17 protein-coding genes are annotated in these 14,714 nt (G+C 64.5%); 12 read left to right on the plus strand and 5 right to left on the minus strand.

Annotated features, from left to right (window positions below; all coding sequences use genetic code 11):
• Positions 1–16 precede the first annotated feature (16 nt).
• On the minus strand, positions 17–1,372 hold the full coding sequence (locus FJW04_RS02665) for a chloride channel protein (protein WP_140712195.1): 1,356 nt from the start codon (positions 1,370–1,372) through the stop codon (positions 17–19).
• A 127-nt stretch (positions 1,373–1,499) separates the two neighbouring features.
• Between FJW04_RS02665 and FJW04_RS02670 the strand changes: the two genes are divergently transcribed.
• A complete protein-coding gene (locus tag FJW04_RS02670) occupies positions 1,500–2,057 on the plus strand; it encodes a DUF305 domain-containing protein (protein ID WP_140712197.1) in 558 nt (185 codons plus the stop codon).
• An 80-nt stretch (positions 2,058–2,137) separates the two neighbouring features.
• Here FJW04_RS02670 and FJW04_RS02675 read toward each other — a convergent pair whose 3' ends face one another.
• Entirely contained in the window at positions 2,138–2,437 is a 300-nt protein-coding gene (locus tag FJW04_RS02675) for a hypothetical protein (RefSeq protein ID WP_015314947.1), read from the minus strand.
• A gap of 278 nt (positions 2,438–2,715) precedes the next feature.
• Between FJW04_RS02675 and rlmN the strand changes: the two genes are divergently transcribed.
• Genes rlmN through FJW04_RS02690 form a run of 3 tightly spaced genes read left to right on the plus strand, consistent with a single transcriptional unit; the run spans position 2,716 to position 4,867 of the window.
• Complete coding sequence (gene rlmN, locus FJW04_RS02680; protein WP_140712199.1) at positions 2,716–3,951, plus strand: 23S rRNA (adenine(2503)-C(2))-methyltransferase RlmN; 1,236 nt, start codon at positions 2,716–2,718, stop codon at positions 3,949–3,951.
• Positions 3,948–4,397 (plus strand): hypothetical protein, encoded by a 450-nt coding sequence (locus FJW04_RS02685; RefSeq protein WP_015314949.1) that lies wholly within the window; start codon positions 3,948–3,950, stop codon positions 4,395–4,397. Before rlmN ends, FJW04_RS02685 begins: the two co-directional genes overlap by 4 nt.
• On the plus strand, positions 4,394–4,867 hold the full coding sequence (locus tag FJW04_RS02690) for a hypothetical protein (protein ID WP_015314950.1): 474 nt from the start codon (positions 4,394–4,396) through the stop codon (positions 4,865–4,867). The genes FJW04_RS02685 and FJW04_RS02690 overlap by 4 nt, the downstream gene beginning before the upstream one ends.
• Here FJW04_RS02690 and FJW04_RS02695 read toward each other — a convergent pair.
• Positions 4,839–5,480 carry a LysE family translocator gene (locus tag FJW04_RS02695; protein ID WP_140712201.1) on the minus strand — a complete coding sequence of 214 codons (642 nt, stop codon included), beginning with the start codon at positions 5,478–5,480 and terminating at the stop codon, positions 4,839–4,841. The two genes, FJW04_RS02690 and FJW04_RS02695, sit on opposite strands and share 29 nt — an antisense overlap.
• Before the next feature lie 326 nt (positions 5,481–5,806).
• On the opposite strand from FJW04_RS02695, the gene FJW04_RS02700 reads away from it, so the two are divergent.
• The gene (locus FJW04_RS02700; protein ID WP_140712203.1) at positions 5,807–7,030 is read left to right on the plus strand and encodes an argininosuccinate synthase; all 1,224 of its coding nucleotides are present in this window, start codon (positions 5,807–5,809) and stop codon (positions 7,028–7,030) included.
• A gap of 5 nt (positions 7,031–7,035) precedes the next feature.
• Positions 7,036–7,557 (plus strand): hypothetical protein, encoded by a 522-nt coding sequence (locus FJW04_RS02705; protein ID WP_140712205.1) that lies wholly within the window; start codon positions 7,036–7,038, stop codon positions 7,555–7,557.
• A 49-nt stretch (positions 7,558–7,606) separates the two neighbouring features.
• On the opposite strand, the gene FJW04_RS02710 is transcribed toward FJW04_RS02705, so the two are convergent.
• Complete coding sequence (locus FJW04_RS02710) at positions 7,607–8,404, minus strand: lytic transglycosylase domain-containing protein (RefSeq protein WP_140712207.1); 798 nt, start codon at positions 8,402–8,404, stop codon at positions 7,607–7,609.
• 330 nt (positions 8,405–8,734) lie between these two features.
• Between FJW04_RS02710 and FJW04_RS02715 the strand changes: the two genes are divergently transcribed.
• The 6 genes from FJW04_RS02715 (at position 8,735) to rpsP (ending at position 14,302) form a co-directional block, all read left to right on the plus strand.
• The gene (locus tag FJW04_RS02715) at positions 8,735–9,832 is read left to right on the plus strand and encodes a putative zinc-binding metallopeptidase (protein ID WP_140712209.1); all 1,098 of its coding nucleotides are present in this window, start codon (positions 8,735–8,737) and stop codon (positions 9,830–9,832) included.
• 62 nt (positions 9,833–9,894) lie between these two features.
• The gene (locus FJW04_RS02720; RefSeq protein ID WP_015314956.1) at positions 9,895–10,494 is read left to right on the plus strand and encodes a DUF1236 domain-containing protein; all 600 of its coding nucleotides are present in this window, start codon (positions 9,895–9,897) and stop codon (positions 10,492–10,494) included.
• Between the two features lie 177 nt (positions 10,495–10,671).
• The gene (locus FJW04_RS02725; protein ID WP_140712211.1) at positions 10,672–11,628 is read left to right on the plus strand and encodes a type II CAAX endopeptidase family protein; all 957 of its coding nucleotides are present in this window, start codon (positions 10,672–10,674) and stop codon (positions 11,626–11,628) included.
• 294 nt (positions 11,629–11,922) lie between these two features.
• The gene (gene ffh, locus FJW04_RS02730; RefSeq protein ID WP_015314958.1) at positions 11,923–13,518 is read left to right on the plus strand and encodes a signal recognition particle protein; all 1,596 of its coding nucleotides are present in this window, start codon (positions 11,923–11,925) and stop codon (positions 13,516–13,518) included.
• A 7-nt stretch (positions 13,519–13,525) separates the two neighbouring features.
• The gene (locus tag FJW04_RS02735) at positions 13,526–13,852 is read left to right on the plus strand and encodes a chorismate mutase (protein WP_015314959.1); all 327 of its coding nucleotides are present in this window, start codon (positions 13,526–13,528) and stop codon (positions 13,850–13,852) included.
• A 48-nt stretch (positions 13,853–13,900) separates the two neighbouring features.
• Positions 13,901–14,302 carry a 30S ribosomal protein S16 gene (gene rpsP, locus FJW04_RS02740; RefSeq protein ID WP_023774471.1) on the plus strand — a complete coding sequence of 134 codons (402 nt, stop codon included), beginning with the start codon at positions 13,901–13,903 and terminating at the stop codon, positions 14,300–14,302.
• A 79-nt stretch (positions 14,303–14,381) separates the two neighbouring features.
• Here rpsP and FJW04_RS02745 read toward each other — a convergent pair whose 3' ends face one another.
• Positions 14,382–14,645 carry a YMGG-like glycine zipper-containing protein gene (locus FJW04_RS02745; RefSeq protein WP_015314961.1) on the minus strand — a complete coding sequence of 88 codons (264 nt, stop codon included), beginning with the start codon at positions 14,643–14,645 and terminating at the stop codon, positions 14,382–14,384.
• Positions 14,646–14,714: the final 69 nt, after the last annotated feature.

Here is a 14,714-nt window from a genome sequence, read left to right on the forward strand (position 1 = left end):
CCCGGCCTTTGCTTTTTCAGCCCAGCCCTGATTCCGGTGCGGCCTCCGCCCGCCGCCGCCGGATCGCCTCGGCGATGAACACCCGCGACAGGGCGTGATAAAGCGGCTCGTGCGAGATCAGCCGCGCCGTGCCGTAGCCCAGCATCGAAGCCAGCATCAGGCCGATGACATTGTCGTGATTGCCGGTCATTTCGAGGATGATGACGAAAGCCGTCATCGGCGCTTGCACGACGCCGGCGAAATAGCCCGCCATGCCGAGCAGGGCCGCGACGCCCGCGCTGCTCCCGAACATCAGGCCGAGCGAGCTGCCGATGCCGGCGCCGACCGCCAGCGAGGGCGCGAAGATGCCGCCGGGAATGCCTGAGATCATCGACAGCAGGCCGGCCGCGAATTTCTCGGCAAAGAAGAACCCGGGCAGCGGCGTGCCTTCGACCGCGCTGCGCGCCTGCGCGTAGCCGGTGCCGAAGGTCAGCCCGCCCGAGGCGATACCGATCACCGCGACCGCCAGTCCGCAGATCGCGGCCACCAGCAGCGCGCGCCACAGCGGCTGCAGCGCGTTCCAGCGTCGGATACGCCGCGTCGCCTTCAACGCCAGCAACGAGAACAAGGCGCCAAAGCCGCCGCCGATGACGCCGCAGGCGATCACCAGCGGCCAGTCGACGGCAAACGAGATCGTCTCCTTGGACACGCCGAAATAGGTGTAGTTGCCGAGCACGCCGAGCGAGGCGAGGCCGGCCAGGATGACCGCCGTCAGCACCAGCCCGTTGGTGCGCGCCTCATAAGTGCGGCCCATCTCCTCGATGGCGAAGACGATGCCGGCGAGCGGGGTGTTGAACGCCGCCGCGATGCCCGCCGCTGAGCCGGCCAGGATCAGGCCGCGCGCCTGCGCCATGCCGCCCCAACGCGCCGCCTGCAGCATCAGCGACGCGCCGACCTGTACGGTCGGTCCCTCGCGGCCGATCGAAGCGCCGCAGAACAGGCCGACAAGGGTGAGCGCGATCTTGCCCGCCACCAGCCTGAGCGACAGGATATGGCTGCGGTCGTCATCGTCGCGCAGGTGGCGGGCGGCGATCGCCTGCGGAATGCCGCTGCCTTGCGAGCCCGGGAAGAAGGCGTGCGCCAGCCAGGCGCACAGCACAAAGCCGAGCGGCGTGATGGCCAGCGGCAGATAGAAACGCCAGCCGCCGTCATTGCCGATCACGACATGAAACAGCGCCTGCGCCTTATCGGCCAGCACGGCAAAGAGCACGCTGATCAGGCCGATCGAGATCGCACCGGCCCAGAACACCAGACGTGGCTGCCAGACGCGGCGCGAGGCCCACATGGCGCGCGAACGCCGCAGCATGGGGTGTTTTCGCGATTGGCCGGCCATGTCTGCCCTCGGGGGGAAAACCCAGCCCTAACACAGGCATGACGCCGATCAAGTGTGAGTCTGCCGATCACGGGATCAAAAAGCCCACCGTCGCGGTTGTGTCCCTTTGAACAAGGAGCCCGCAGTCATGAGCTATGTCAGATTCGCCGCGATGATCCTGGTTTCCACGGTCCTCATGTACGGGCTCATGTACCTGAACACCTATGCGCTGGATCATGTTTTCTTCAGCCAGACCCGGGTGTGGATGGCCATCGTGATGGGCGCCGCCATGGCCATCGTCATGATCGGCTTCATGTGGGGGATGTACGGGAGCGTGGCCGCGAATGTCGGCATCGTCATCGGCGGCATGCTCGTATTCGCTGGTGCCTTGTGGCTGGTCAGAAGCCAGGAAACCGTGAGCGACGTCTCTTACATGAAGGCCATGATCCCGCACCACTCGATCGCGATCATGACCAGCGAACGCGCCCATATCCGCGACCCGGAGGTGCGAAAGCTCGCGGACGGCATCATCGACGCCCAAGTGCGCGAGATCACGCAAATGAAGCGTCTGATCGCGCGGCTCGAAGCGAATCCCGTAGCGGCCGGCGCTCCCGACCTGCCGTCCTACCGAGCCCGCGGGGCCGCGCCGCCGCCACCGGAAACCGACCAGAGCACCGGGATCGATACGCTCTCCATCGACAGGTAGGCGCGGGGAGACGCGCGGATAATATGGAAGTTGCTCGTCCCGCCGGCCTCCAAGCCGGCGGGAACATCCTTGCGGGATCGTCACATAGCCATTTTTTCACATTCGGCCTGGGCCTTCTTGGTCGAGGTGTCGATCATGTAGGCTTTGCCCTTGGCGTCGGTCATCATCATCATGCAGTGCTTGATCGGCTTGGCCATCTTCATCATGTCGGCGCCCATCTTCGCGTCCGGCGTCATGGTGCCCATATGCCCGTCGGGCATGATCGCCGTCACTTGTCCGCCTTTCATCATGCTCATGGTGCCCATCGCGTCCTCGGCAAACGCCTGCGAGGCGCAAAGAGCGGCGAAGCCGGCAACGACGGCGAGCTTGATCGATTTCATCCTGCATACTCCCATTCTGTAGGGGCACAGTTGCCCCATTCAGGGTTCGAAGGCGCGATGGGGATCGTTACGCCAACACGACTAAGTGATCGCCGCCAACGACATCGCGTCCACCGGCGGCGATCGTCCTTCACGGGGACGGTGGCGATCGGGACACCGACGGCGGACCCCGGTTTGGCGTGCACCGCATGACTTCGTGCTCAACCTGTGCTATGCGCCGCGCTTCATATCGGGCCGATGGATGAAATCGGCCGCAAACCGCTTATATCTGTGCAACCATGACCCTTTCATTCGACCTTACCGCCGAAGGCGCCCGTGACGCCTTGCGCGGCCGTGCCGCGCGGACCGAAAAGCCATCGCTGATCGGCCTCACGCGGACGGAACTCGCCGCCGCTCTTGTCGAATCCGGCACCGTGCCGGAGCGCCAGGCAAAGATGCGCGCCCAGCAGCTCTGGCACTGGATGTATGTGCGCGGCGTTTCCGACTTCGCCGGCATGTTCAACATCTCCAAGGATCTGCGCGCCGAACTCGACAAGCATTTCACCGTCGCCCGGCCCGAGATCGTCGAGGAGCAGATTTCCGCCGACGGCACGCGAAAGTGGCTGTTCCGCTTTCCGCCCCGCGGCGCCGGCCGGCCGGTCGAGATCGAGACCGTCTATATCCCCGAGGAAGGCCGTGGCACGCTCTGCATCTCCTCGCAGGTCGGCTGCACGCTGACCTGTTCGTTCTGCCACACCGGCACGCAGAAGCTGGTGCGCAACCTGACCGCGGAAGAAATCCTGGCGCAGTTGCTCACCGCGCGCGACCGGCTCGGCGACTTCCCCGACCGCGACACGCCGGATGGCGCCATCGTGCCGGCCGAGGGCCGGAAAGTGTCCAACATCGTCATGATGGGCATGGGCGAGCCGCTCTATAATTTCGAGGCGGTGAAGAAGGCGCTGCTGATCGCCTCCGACGGCGACGGCCTGTCCCTGTCGAAGCGCCGCATCACGCTGTCGACCTCCGGCGTCGTGCCCGAGATTTTCCGCACCGGCGAGGAGATCGGCGTCATGCTGGCGATCTCGCTGCATGCGACGAATGACGATCTGCGCGACCTTCTGGTACCGATCAACAAGAAGTATCCGCTGAAGGAGCTGATCGCCGCCTGCCGCGCCTATCCCGGCCTCTCCAACGCCAAGCGCATCACCTTCGAATATGTGATGCTGAAGGACGTCAACGATTCCATCGAGGACGCCAAGGGGCTGATCAAGCTGCTCAAGGGGATTCCGGCCAAGATAAACCTGATCCCGTTCAACCCGTGGCCGGGCACCAACTACCAGTGCTCGGACTGGGAGACGATCGAGAAGTTCGCCGACTACATCAACAATGCCGGCTATGCCTCGCCGATCCGCACGCCACGCGGCCGCGACATCCTGGCCGCCTGCGGCCAGCTGAAGTCGGAATCGGAACGCATGCGCAAGGTCGACCGGCTGGCGCTGGAAGCCATGATGATCGCGGGGCACGGCGAGGTGTGAGCCGTCTCGCCGCCGGCCTCACACGCTTCGCCATGATCGCAGTCGGCTACCTCGCCGCCGTGCTGACCTCAATCCTGGTGCCGGTACTGCTGATCGTTCTTCTGGCAGGGATCGAGGACGGCAACTGGTCGATCATTTTCACATTCGACTGGCTGGCCTCCTTCCCGCTCGCCGTGTTGACCGTGGCGATCTGCGCGCTGCTGATCGTCGGCCCGGCGATCTTCGTCGCCGAACGGCTGGCGCTGCGAGGATGGTTCTACTTCGCCGTCACGGGCGCGGTCACGTCGATCGCCTTCGGTGTTTTTGTGCCGGGCTCCGCTGGAGGCTTTGTTTTCAATCCGGGCTTCCTGGGTTTTCTGGCCGCCGCCGGCATTGCCGCCGGCTGGGTCTACTGGCTTCTGGCCGGACGCAGCTCCGGTCGTCTCAAGGGCCATGATCCCCGATGAACCGTCTCGTCGCCTACATTGTGCGCTTCGCCATCATCCTGTTCGGTTATGCCGTCGCCTCGCTGGCCGCCAGCGCCTTCCTCAACATCCTGTTCCTGGCCTCGCTCGGCTACGCGCCGGCGCAAGCGCATCCGGCGGCAACGGCATCGCTCTATTTTTCAATTCCCTTCGTCGCCCTGTTCGTCGCCTATTTCGGCTTCATGCCGGCGGCGATCGTCATCCTGATTGCCGAAATCCTCGGCCGGCGCGACTGGTTGTTCTACGCGCTCGCCGGCGCGGTGGTGGCGGGGGTTTTCCTCGGCCTCGTCGACAATGTCCGCGATTCCCCTTTCGCGGTCACCGAAGCCAGCGCCATCATGGCGGTGCTCGGTGGCGGCATGGTCGGTGGGATCTTCTATTGGCTTGCCGCCGGGCGCTGGGCGGGAAGCTGGTGGAAGGTTTCTACTTCGCCTGGGCCGTCAGGATCTTGAGCGCGAACGCCGAGAACACGCCGGCGAAGAGATAGTTGACCACCCGCGTCACACGGGGGCTGGCTTTCATTGCCGCCGAGAATTTTTCCGCCGCCAGCACCATCGGCACCGTCACCGGGATCGACAGCACGATGAACATGGAGCCGAGGAAGAACAGTTTCCCCGGCGCGTTCGGATCGTGCGCGGAGACGAATTGCGGCAGGAAGGTCATGAAGAACAGGATGATCTTCGGGTTGAGCAAATTGACGCCGAGCCCCGCCGCCCAGCTGCGCAACAGGGAAATTTGCGGACCGGTCTTCTTTTCCGGCGAGAAAGCCGAGCCCTTGGCGATCGCCTGCCAGGCGAGGAAGACGAGATAGCCGGCGCCAAAGATCTTCAGCACGAAAAAAGCCATCGGCGAGGCGACGATCAGCGCCGAGACGCCGACCACCACCAGCGTGGTGTGGATCAGCGTGCCGCACAGCGCGCCGGCCATCGAGGCAAAGCCGGTGGCGCGGCCCTGGCTCAGCGTGCGCGACACGAACAGCGTCATGTCGGGGCCTGGCGTGATTGCCAGGATGACGGTGGCGATGGCGAACTGGATCAGCGTGGTCGTGTCGGGAATGAAGGACATGGCGGGCCCCGGGGGAACGCGTCGGCTATACAGGACCCGTCTCGCCGGCGCCAGATGGGGCCGGCGCGTCCTCCGGTGGAGTTGGAGCGGTTCGGCCAGTTTCACCAGCTTACATTTCGCCAGCTTACAGGCGGCCGTCTTGAGCGTCTGGTGACCGGCGGCATGGCCCCGGGATCGGTCCTCCCGATCAAGCCCGGCGTCGCACTGCCGCGCTGGATCAGCAACCTTGCGCCGCGTGCGCTTGCTCGCTTTGCCGTTCCTGCTAAAAGGCGCTCCGACAATCCGTGACGCCTTGCCTCAGGCGTCCGCTTTTCCACGGAGCAGAAATGTCCAAATTCAAAGACGTCAAGAAGGTCGTGCTCTCCTATTCCGGCGGCCTCGACACATCCATCATCCTTAAATGGCTGCAGACCGAACTCGGCGCCGAAGTCATCACCTTCACCGCCGACCTCGGCCAGGGCGAGGAGCTCGAACCGGCGCGCAAGAAGGCCGAGATGATGGGCATCAAGGACATCCGCATCGTCGACGTACGCGAGGAATTCGTCGCCGACTTCGTCTTCCCGATGTTCCGCGCCAACACCGTCTACGAAGGCACCTACCTCCTGGGAACCTCGATCGCGCGGCCGCTGATCTCCAAGCACCTGGTCGAGATCGCCAGGGAAACCGGCGCCGACGCCATCGCGCATGGCGCCACCGGCAAGGGCAACGACCAGGTTCGCTTCGAGCTTTCGGCCTACGCGCTCAACCCCGACATCAAGGTCATCGCGCCGTGGCGCGACTGGTCGTTCAAGTCGCGCACCGACCTGATGAACTTCGCCGAACAGCACCAGATCCCGGTGCCGAAGGACAAGAAGGGCGATGCGCCGTTCTCGGTCGACGCCAACCTCCTGCACTCCTCGTCCGAGGGCAAGGTATTGGAAGATCCGTGGAGCGAGGCGCCGGAGTTCGTGCACCAGCGCACCGTGTCGCCGATGGACGCGCCTGATGCCGTGACCGAGATCGAGATCGAATTCCTGAAGGGCGACCCGGTCGCGCTGAACGGCAAGAAGCTGTCGCCGGCCACCATGCTGGCGGCGCTCAACGATCTCGGCCGTGACAATGGCATAGGCCGGCTCGACCTGGTCGAAAACCGCTTCGTCGGCATGAAATCGCGAGGCGTGTATGAAACGCCGGGCGGCACCATCCTGCTCGCGGCCCATCGCGCCATCGAATCGATCACGCTCGACCGGGGTGCCGCGCACCTCAAGGACGAGTTCATGCCGCGCTACGCGGAGCTCATCTACAACGGCTTCTGGTTCTCGCCCGAGCGCCTGATGCTGCAGGCGATGATCGACAAGAGCCAGGAAGACGTCGAAGGCACGGTGCGGCTGAAGCTCTACAAGGGCAATGTCATGGTCACCGGCCGCAAGTCTGGGAAGACGCTCTATTCCGACGCGCTGGTCACCTTCGAGGACGACCGTGGCGCCTATGACCAGAAGGACGCCGCCGGCTTCATCCGCCTCAATGCGCTGAGGCTGCGGACATTGGCCGCGCGTAACCGCAACAGTTAGACGGAATGCGCTGTCTCGGTCGATGGCTGGTGCCGCTGCTCTTTCTGGCGGCACCGGTCGCCGCCGGGAACTTCGACCCCGCCTCCCTGGACCTCGCCGCCATCATCGAATGCAGGGCCGATGTGCCGGCGTATAATGGTCTTGCCCTCTGGCTGGCCGGTGAGCCGGACGCGTCGCAGACCCTTGGCTGGAAGGAGGTCGCTTCCGGCAATCCCTTCCTGCGGCAATATCGATTGCCGGCCCCGGTCCATGTCTTCGGGCGCGAGACCGCGACGATCGTCTTTACCGCGACAGGGCCGATGGCCGTGCTTGATGGCATCGCCGCGCCGGACCTCGCCCGCCAGTTCGACGCCCCGGCGACGGTCTCGACGCCGGACAAGTTCCTCGGCGAGAAGGTCATGGCCGAAAGCAGCGAGGACGCCGGCGGCGTGAGCCTTGCCACGCGCATCACGCTCAACGTCTCGACCGTCGAATCCCACCCCGGCAGGACGCTGGCCGGCTGCTCCTATGCGCTCGACGTGAAATGAAAAACCCGGCGCGGAGCCGGGTTTTTCATTCAATGGCCGTGCGGTTCGATCAATCGGCATCGATCGCGGTGGCGATGCGGGCGATGGCCTGCTGATAGACGCTTGCGGAATTCCAGCCGGCGATCGCGCCCATATTCGACTGCGCGCTGGCGCCAGCCCGCCAGCCGTGACCCTTGAGGAAGTTGGCGGTGGAGGCCAAAGCTGTGGCCTTGTCGCGCAGGTTTCCGCTGCCGACCGCATACTTCAAGACATTTCCGGGCAGGAACTGCGTGTGGCCGATCTCGCCATGCATGGCGCCGACCGACGACGAGGTCAACGCCCCGCGGTCAACCAGCTTCAGGGCCGCGATGGCATGCGGATGGAAATAGTCGGGACGGCGGCAATCATAGGCAAGCGTCACAATGGCGGAGACCGTGTTCTGGTTGCCCATGGAAGCACCGAAGCCGGTTTCCATGCCCCAGATGGCGAGCAGCACGCCCGGCGACACGCCGTAGTTGGCTTCGATCTGGTTGAACAGCGCCGCGTTCGACTTCTTCAGCGAACGGCCCTTGGAGATGATCGCCGACCCGCCGCGGCGTTTCATGAAATCGTCCACCGAGCCGCTGAAAGCCTTGTGGATGGCGCGGTCGGCGGAGATCGTCCTTGTTGCGTAGGTCGCGCCGGCCAGAGCGGCCAGACCCCTCGACCCGACACCTTCGGACTTGGCCTCGGCGGCGAAGTCCTGTTTCCAGGCGTCGAAGCCGGCGCCGGTCTTGCCGCAGCTGGCCGCCGCTTGCGCGCCGGTTGCCAGCCCGAGCACTGCCACCACCGCCGCCGCTAAAATCCTACCCTTGGCACGAAATGCCATGTTGTTCTCCTGGTTGCCTGATTCACGTCCCGTTTGCGAATTTGCCAGCGAAACGCGCATTTGTCACCGTCTGTGGCGCGATGCTGGCGAATGCCGGGGAATTTGCCTACGATCAAGTGATTATTATGGCAGTGGCAGGCATGGAAGATGTTGATGCCGCCCATGGACCGGGGCAGGCGCGCCTGGACCGGCGAAGCAAAATAGTCGCGATGGACCGCGGAACACCGGCCGGTGGTTCGCGTTTGGGCACGGGCCGCCATGATCCCTTCCTATGAATCATGCATCCCTTTCAGATGAATCATGCATCCCTTCTGACGAATTGAGACCGAGATGAAACTTTTCGACTGCCCGCATTGCGGCCACCGTCTCTATTTCGAGAATGCCCAGTGCCTGAACTGCAGCAGTCTCGTGCTTTATGATCCCGAGGGCGCGCGCTTTGTCTTGTCCGGCGTCGACGGCGCGATCCAGTGCACCAATGCCGACGAATGCGCCTGCAACTGGATGGCCGAGCCGGGACAGGTCTTCTGCCGTGCCTGCGTGCTGAACCAGCTGATCCCGGATCTCTCGGTCGACGGCAATCGCCGCCGCTGGATTCGCGTCGAGGCGGCGAAGAAGCGCGCCATCTATTCGCTGCTCGCCTTCGGCCTGCCGGTGGCGCCCAAGCAGAGCCCGACGGACGAGATCGGGCTGGCCTTCGACTTCCTCGCCGATCCGATCGGCGGCGGCCCGGGCGGCGAACGGATTCTCACTGGTCACGACAACGGCCTGATCACGCTGAACGTCGCCGAAGCCGATTCAGCCGAGCGCGAAAAACGTCGCGTCCAGATGGGTGAGAATTACCGCACGCTGCTCGGCCATTTCCGCCACGAGCTCGGCCACTATTACTGGGACCGCCTGATCCGCGACGATCCGCAAAGGCTGGAAGCTTTCCGCGCCTTGTTCGGCGACGAGCGTGCCGACTACGAACAGGCGCTGAAGGCCTATTACGCCAATGGCGCGGCGCCCGATTGGCAGCAAGACCACATCTCGGCCTACGCCACCTCGCATCCGTGGGAGGACTGGGCCGAGACCTGGGCCCACCACCTGCACATTACCGACACGCTGGAGATGGTCCATGCGTTGAACTTCCCGCTCGGCCGGCTGGAGACGGTGGAGACGAACGAACTGCCGCAGGGCGATACCGGGGGCGAGCCGCAGGCAGCACCCTCGGAGCCCGCCAACACACCCGAGCCCTTCGACAAGATCCTTGCCCGCTGGCTGGTGCTGTCGGAAGCCTCCAATTCGATCAACCGCTGCATGGGCCTACCCGACCTCTACCCCTTCGTCATTTCGGACGCGACCGCGCGGAAACTGGCGTTCGTACACGATCTTCTGACCGGCTTGCCGATGGAGGCCGGAACAAATCGTGAGTTGGCTCGCGCATTTTAGCCGGAACGCATGCGCTGCTGTCCCGTTGTCACCGCCGAGGGACTGTGAAACGGAGAGAACCCATGAAATCCTTATTGTTTCCCGCAATAGCCGGGATGCTGACCGCAATGTCGGGCGCGGCATTGGCCGATACCGCTGTCTCGGCAGTCACCGATCTCAACGTGCGTGCCGGTCCCGGCCCGCAATATCCTGTCATTGGCGTTCTCGCCGCAGGCCAGTCGGCGACGCTCAACGGCTGCATCGAAAACAGCAAATGGTGCACCATCGCCGAAGCTGGCGGCCAGGGCTGGGTCTATTCCGACTACGTCACCGCCGATTTCGGCGGCAGCCGCGTGGTGCTGACGCAGCGCCGCTCCGCCGTTGCCGTGGTCTCGCCGCCGGACGACATCGGCAACTATTCGACCGACTATACCGGTGCGATCATTTCCAGCGATCCGGTGGTTGGCGACTTTCCAGCGCCGCCGGCCGCGGTACGGACCTATGTCGACACCCATCGCCTCGACCCCGTCTATCTCGACGGCGAGGTGGTCACCGGCGCGACCCTGCCCGATACGGTCGAGCTGCGCGAAATTCCTGACTACAACTACCGCTATGTCTATGTGAACGGCCAGCGGGCGCTGATCGATCCGCAGACACGGCGCATCATGTACGTCGTGCGTTGACGCGATGCCGGCGGCCGCCGAAGCGGCCGCCGGCGAAACCTGGATTGGCGACCGCGGCAGGCTGGCCTGCGCCTGCGTTCCGGGGCAATCGGAGTGCGCGTATTCCTGCTGATATCGATTCCGGTTCCGAAGCCATCAGCTGGATCAAGCAGCGATGGATTGGGATCGAGAACAAGCGTGACGATCGACGACACCGCCTTCGAGCGCTATCGCAACACGCCGAACGCCAGGACGACTTTGCCGCGCCTGTTGCTGGGAACGCTGATCGTCGTCCTGTTCTGGGCCGCCACCACCGCGGCCGTGCTGTTCGGTGGCACCCATGTTTACTTCGCCTGGCAGGGGGCGGCGGCTTCGCCATACGGCATTGAAGGTTTTCTCGCCTCGCCCATCGGCATCCTCTGCGCGCTCGCCTCTTTCGCCGGGATCTGGATTGGCCTGTGGATCGCCATGCGCTGGGTGCATGGCGAGCCGCTGTCGGCACTGCTTGGCGCCGGCCGCCGCATAGCGCGACCGGACTTCCTCAAGGGGCTGATCGCGGTGCTGATCACCTCGGCCTTGTCCGAAATCCTGCTCTATCTGCTGCAGCCCAGCATTGCGCGCGGCACGATCAGCCTGTCGTCATGGCTGGTGTTCGCGATCCCGATCGCCGCGCTCACCTTGCTGCAGACTTCGTCGGAGGAGGTGCTGTTTCGCGGCTATCTGCTGCGTGGCCTGGCCAATCGGTTCAGAAGCCCGTGCGTCTGGGCGCTGCTGCCCGGCCTGCTGTTCACCTCGCTGCACTGGGGCGGCGGTTCGTCGGCCGCCATCAACGCCAGCGTGCTGGTGTCGATCGCTGCCTTCGCGCTGCTGCTGACGCTCGTGGTCTACGCCACCGGCAATCTCGGCGCGGCCCTTGGCGCTCATCTTGGCAACAACCTCACCGGCTTCCTGCTGATCTCGCATCAGGAGAGCTACAATTCCTTCGCCTTGTTCACCGCAAAGCCGCTCGAAGGGCCGGGCTGGATGATATCGGATGCGATCCTCATTGCGCTCATCGGTATTGCCTGCAGCCTGCTGACGATTGTCTTGCTGCTGCATCCGCGCTCGCCGCTGAAGGTCACGGCCGAGGTTCCAAACGCCGTGGGTGCTGCTTGATCGCTGCCCGGAAAACATCGCAACACCGGCCTTGCCTTGACTCTCGCGCCAAATTCCTGTCTACAGCCCACCAATTCCGCGACGAGTATCCCTCCGAGCAAGCCGACCAGGATGCCGAAACCTCTTTGAGGCCGAGTGCTGTAAACAGATCCTGGAGGCCAACACCCGGCAGCGCTGTGCGCCCCCGGGTGCTTTTTGGTTTTGGGCTTTTGCTTGGACTGGCTTTTGCTTGGAGACTGGGCGCGAACGCATTACCTCTCGGGCACCATTCGGTGCCAGGGAAAAGGAAAACGAATGTTTGAATCGCTGCAGGAGCGTCTTGGCTCCATCCTGAACGGCCTGACCGGCCGCGGCGCGCTGTCGGAGGCTGATGTCTCGGCAGCGCTGCGCGAGGTGCGCCGTGCGCTGCTCGAGGCCGACGTGGCGTTGGAAGTGGTGCGATCCTTCACCGACAAGGTGCGCGAGAAGGCCGTCGGCGCCGCGGTGCTGAAGTCGATCAAGCCGGGGCAGATGGTCGTCAAGATCGTCCATGACGAGCTGGTCGACATGCTCGGCGCCGAGGGTGTCGCCATCGACCTCAACGCACCGGCCCCGGTCGTCATCATGATGGTCGGCCTGCAGGGCTCCGGCAAGACCACCACGTCGGCCAAGATCGCCAAGCGGCTGACCGAGCGGCAGAACAAGAAGGTCCTGATGGCCTCGCTCGACACGCGGCGTCCGGCCGCGCAGGAGCAGCTGCGCCAGCTCGGCGAGCAGGTCAAGGTGGCGACGCTGCCTGTTATCGCAGGCCAGAACCCGGTCGATATCGCCAAGCGCGCCGTGCAGGCGGCCAAGCTCGGCGGCCATGACGTCGTCATCCTCGACACCGCCGGCCGCACCCATATCGACGAGCCGCTGATGGTCGAGATGGCCGACATCAAGAAGGTGTCGAGCCCGCACGAGATCCTGCTGGTCGCCGATTCGCTGACCGGCCAGGACGCCGTCAACCTGGCGAAGAGCTTCGACGAGCGCGTCGGTATCACCGGCCTGGTGCTGACCCGCATGGACGGCGACGGCCGTGGCGGTGCCGCGCTGTCGATGCGCGCCGTCACCGGCAAGCCGATCAAGCTGATCGGCACCGGCGAAAAGATGGACGGGCTGGAGGAATTCCACCCCAAGCGCATCGCCGACCGCATCCTGGGCATGGGCGACATCGTCAGCCTGGTCGAAAAAGCCGCCGAGAACATCGATGCCGAGCAGGCGGCGGCGATGGCCAAGAAGATGCAGTCGGGCAAGTTCGACCTGAACGACCTCGCCCAGCAGCTTCAGCAGATGTCGAAGATGGGCGGCATGGGCGGCATCATGGGCATGATGCCCGGCATGGGCAAGATGAAGGACCAAATGGCCGCCGCCGGCCTCGACGACAAGATGTTCGGTCGCCAGCTCGCCATCATCTCCTCAATGACGAAGGCCGAGCGCGCCAATCCCGACATTCTCAAGCACTCGCGCAAGAAGCGCATCGCCGCTGGCTCCGGCACCGATGCCGCCGAGATCAACAAGCTCCTGAAGATGCATCGCGGCATGGCCGACATGATGAAGGCGATGGGCGGCAAGGGCAAAGGCGGCGGCCTGATGCGCGGCATGATGGGCGGCCTTGCCTCCAAGATGGGCCTTGGTGGTTTGGGGGGCGGCATGATGCCCGGCGGCATGGGCGGCATGCCCGATCTGTCGAAGATGGACCCCAAGCAGCTCGAAGCCTTGCAGAAGCAGGCGCAGGCCGCCGGCCTCGGCGGCATGAAGGGGTTGCCGGGCGGTCTTCCCGGCGGCGGCTTGCCAGGCCTGCCCGGCGGCATGAAGCTTCCCGGCCTTGGCGGCGGTGGCGGCCTGCCCGGTCTCGGCAAGAAAAAGTGAGGACGCTATGAACGAAGAAAAGGACATGGCCGACGCCCGCACCATCCTGGCCGGCTACCGCGCCTCGATCGACAACATCGACGCGGCCCTCATTCACATGCTGGCCGAGCGCTTCCGCTGCACCAAGGCGGTTGGCGTGCTCAAGGCCGAGCATGGCCTGCCGCCGGCCGACCCGGCGCGCGAGCAGCAGCAGATCGCCCGCCTGCGCCAGCTGGCGCATGACGCGCATCTCGACCCGGATTTCGCGGAGAAATTCCTCAACTTCGTCGTCCGCGAAGTGATCCGGCACCACGAACAGATCGCCGCTGCCAACGGCGTGACGAAAACGGGTTGAAGAAACCCTGACTTATCAAACGAAATCAGAGCTTTTAGGAGAAAAGAAATGGCACTGAAGATCAGACTGGCCCGTGCGGGCTCGAAGAAGCGTCCTTACTACCACGTCGTCGTTGCCGACGCCCGTTCGCCTCGCGACGGCCGGTTCATCGAGTCGCTCGGCTCGTGGAACCCGCTGCTGCCGAAGGACGGCGAGCGCATCAAGGTCGACGCCGACCGCGTCAAGCATTGGCTGTCGCACGGCGCCCAGCCGACCGACCGCGTGCTGCGCTTCCTCGATGAGGCCGGCCTTGCCAAGCGCGAAGCCCGCTCCAACCCGAAGAAGGCCGAGCCCGGCAAGAAGGCGCAGGAACGCGCCGCCCTGCTGAAGAAGGCCCAGGAAGACGCCGCTGCCGCCGTCGCCTCGGCCGCTGCCGCACCGGCCGAAGCGGAAGCCGCTACCGCCGAGTAATCGCGTCCTATTCCTTGCGGGAACAAAACGGCGGGTCAAAAGCCCGCCGTTTTGCTCTTCATGTTTGGACTGAGGCCGATCAATAACCGCTTGGGCAGCGATCGACATAGACCCGACCATGGCGATCGCGGTACCGGCATTGGCCGCTTTCGCTGGCATGGCCGATCAGCGCGCCGGCCACGGCGCCGACCGCACCGCCGACAACAGCGCCCTGCACCGGATCTCCGGCCACGGCCGCGCCAACCGCAGCACCGCCCAGGCCGCCCACGGCAGCCCCTTTTTCCGTTTGCGAACATGCACCCAGTGCCGTCGTCAGCACCAGAATGGTCAGTATTTTCTTCATTTGTCGTTCCTCTCACACGCGGATCGCCGTCTCGCCGCCAAGTGCTTAACTCTCAGACGGCTAATTTGA

Origin of the sequence: Mesorhizobium sp. B2-7-3, from assembly GCF_006440715.1 — a bacterium.
Classification (GTDB): Bacteria; Pseudomonadota; Alphaproteobacteria; order Rhizobiales; family Rhizobiaceae; genus Mesorhizobium; species Mesorhizobium australicum.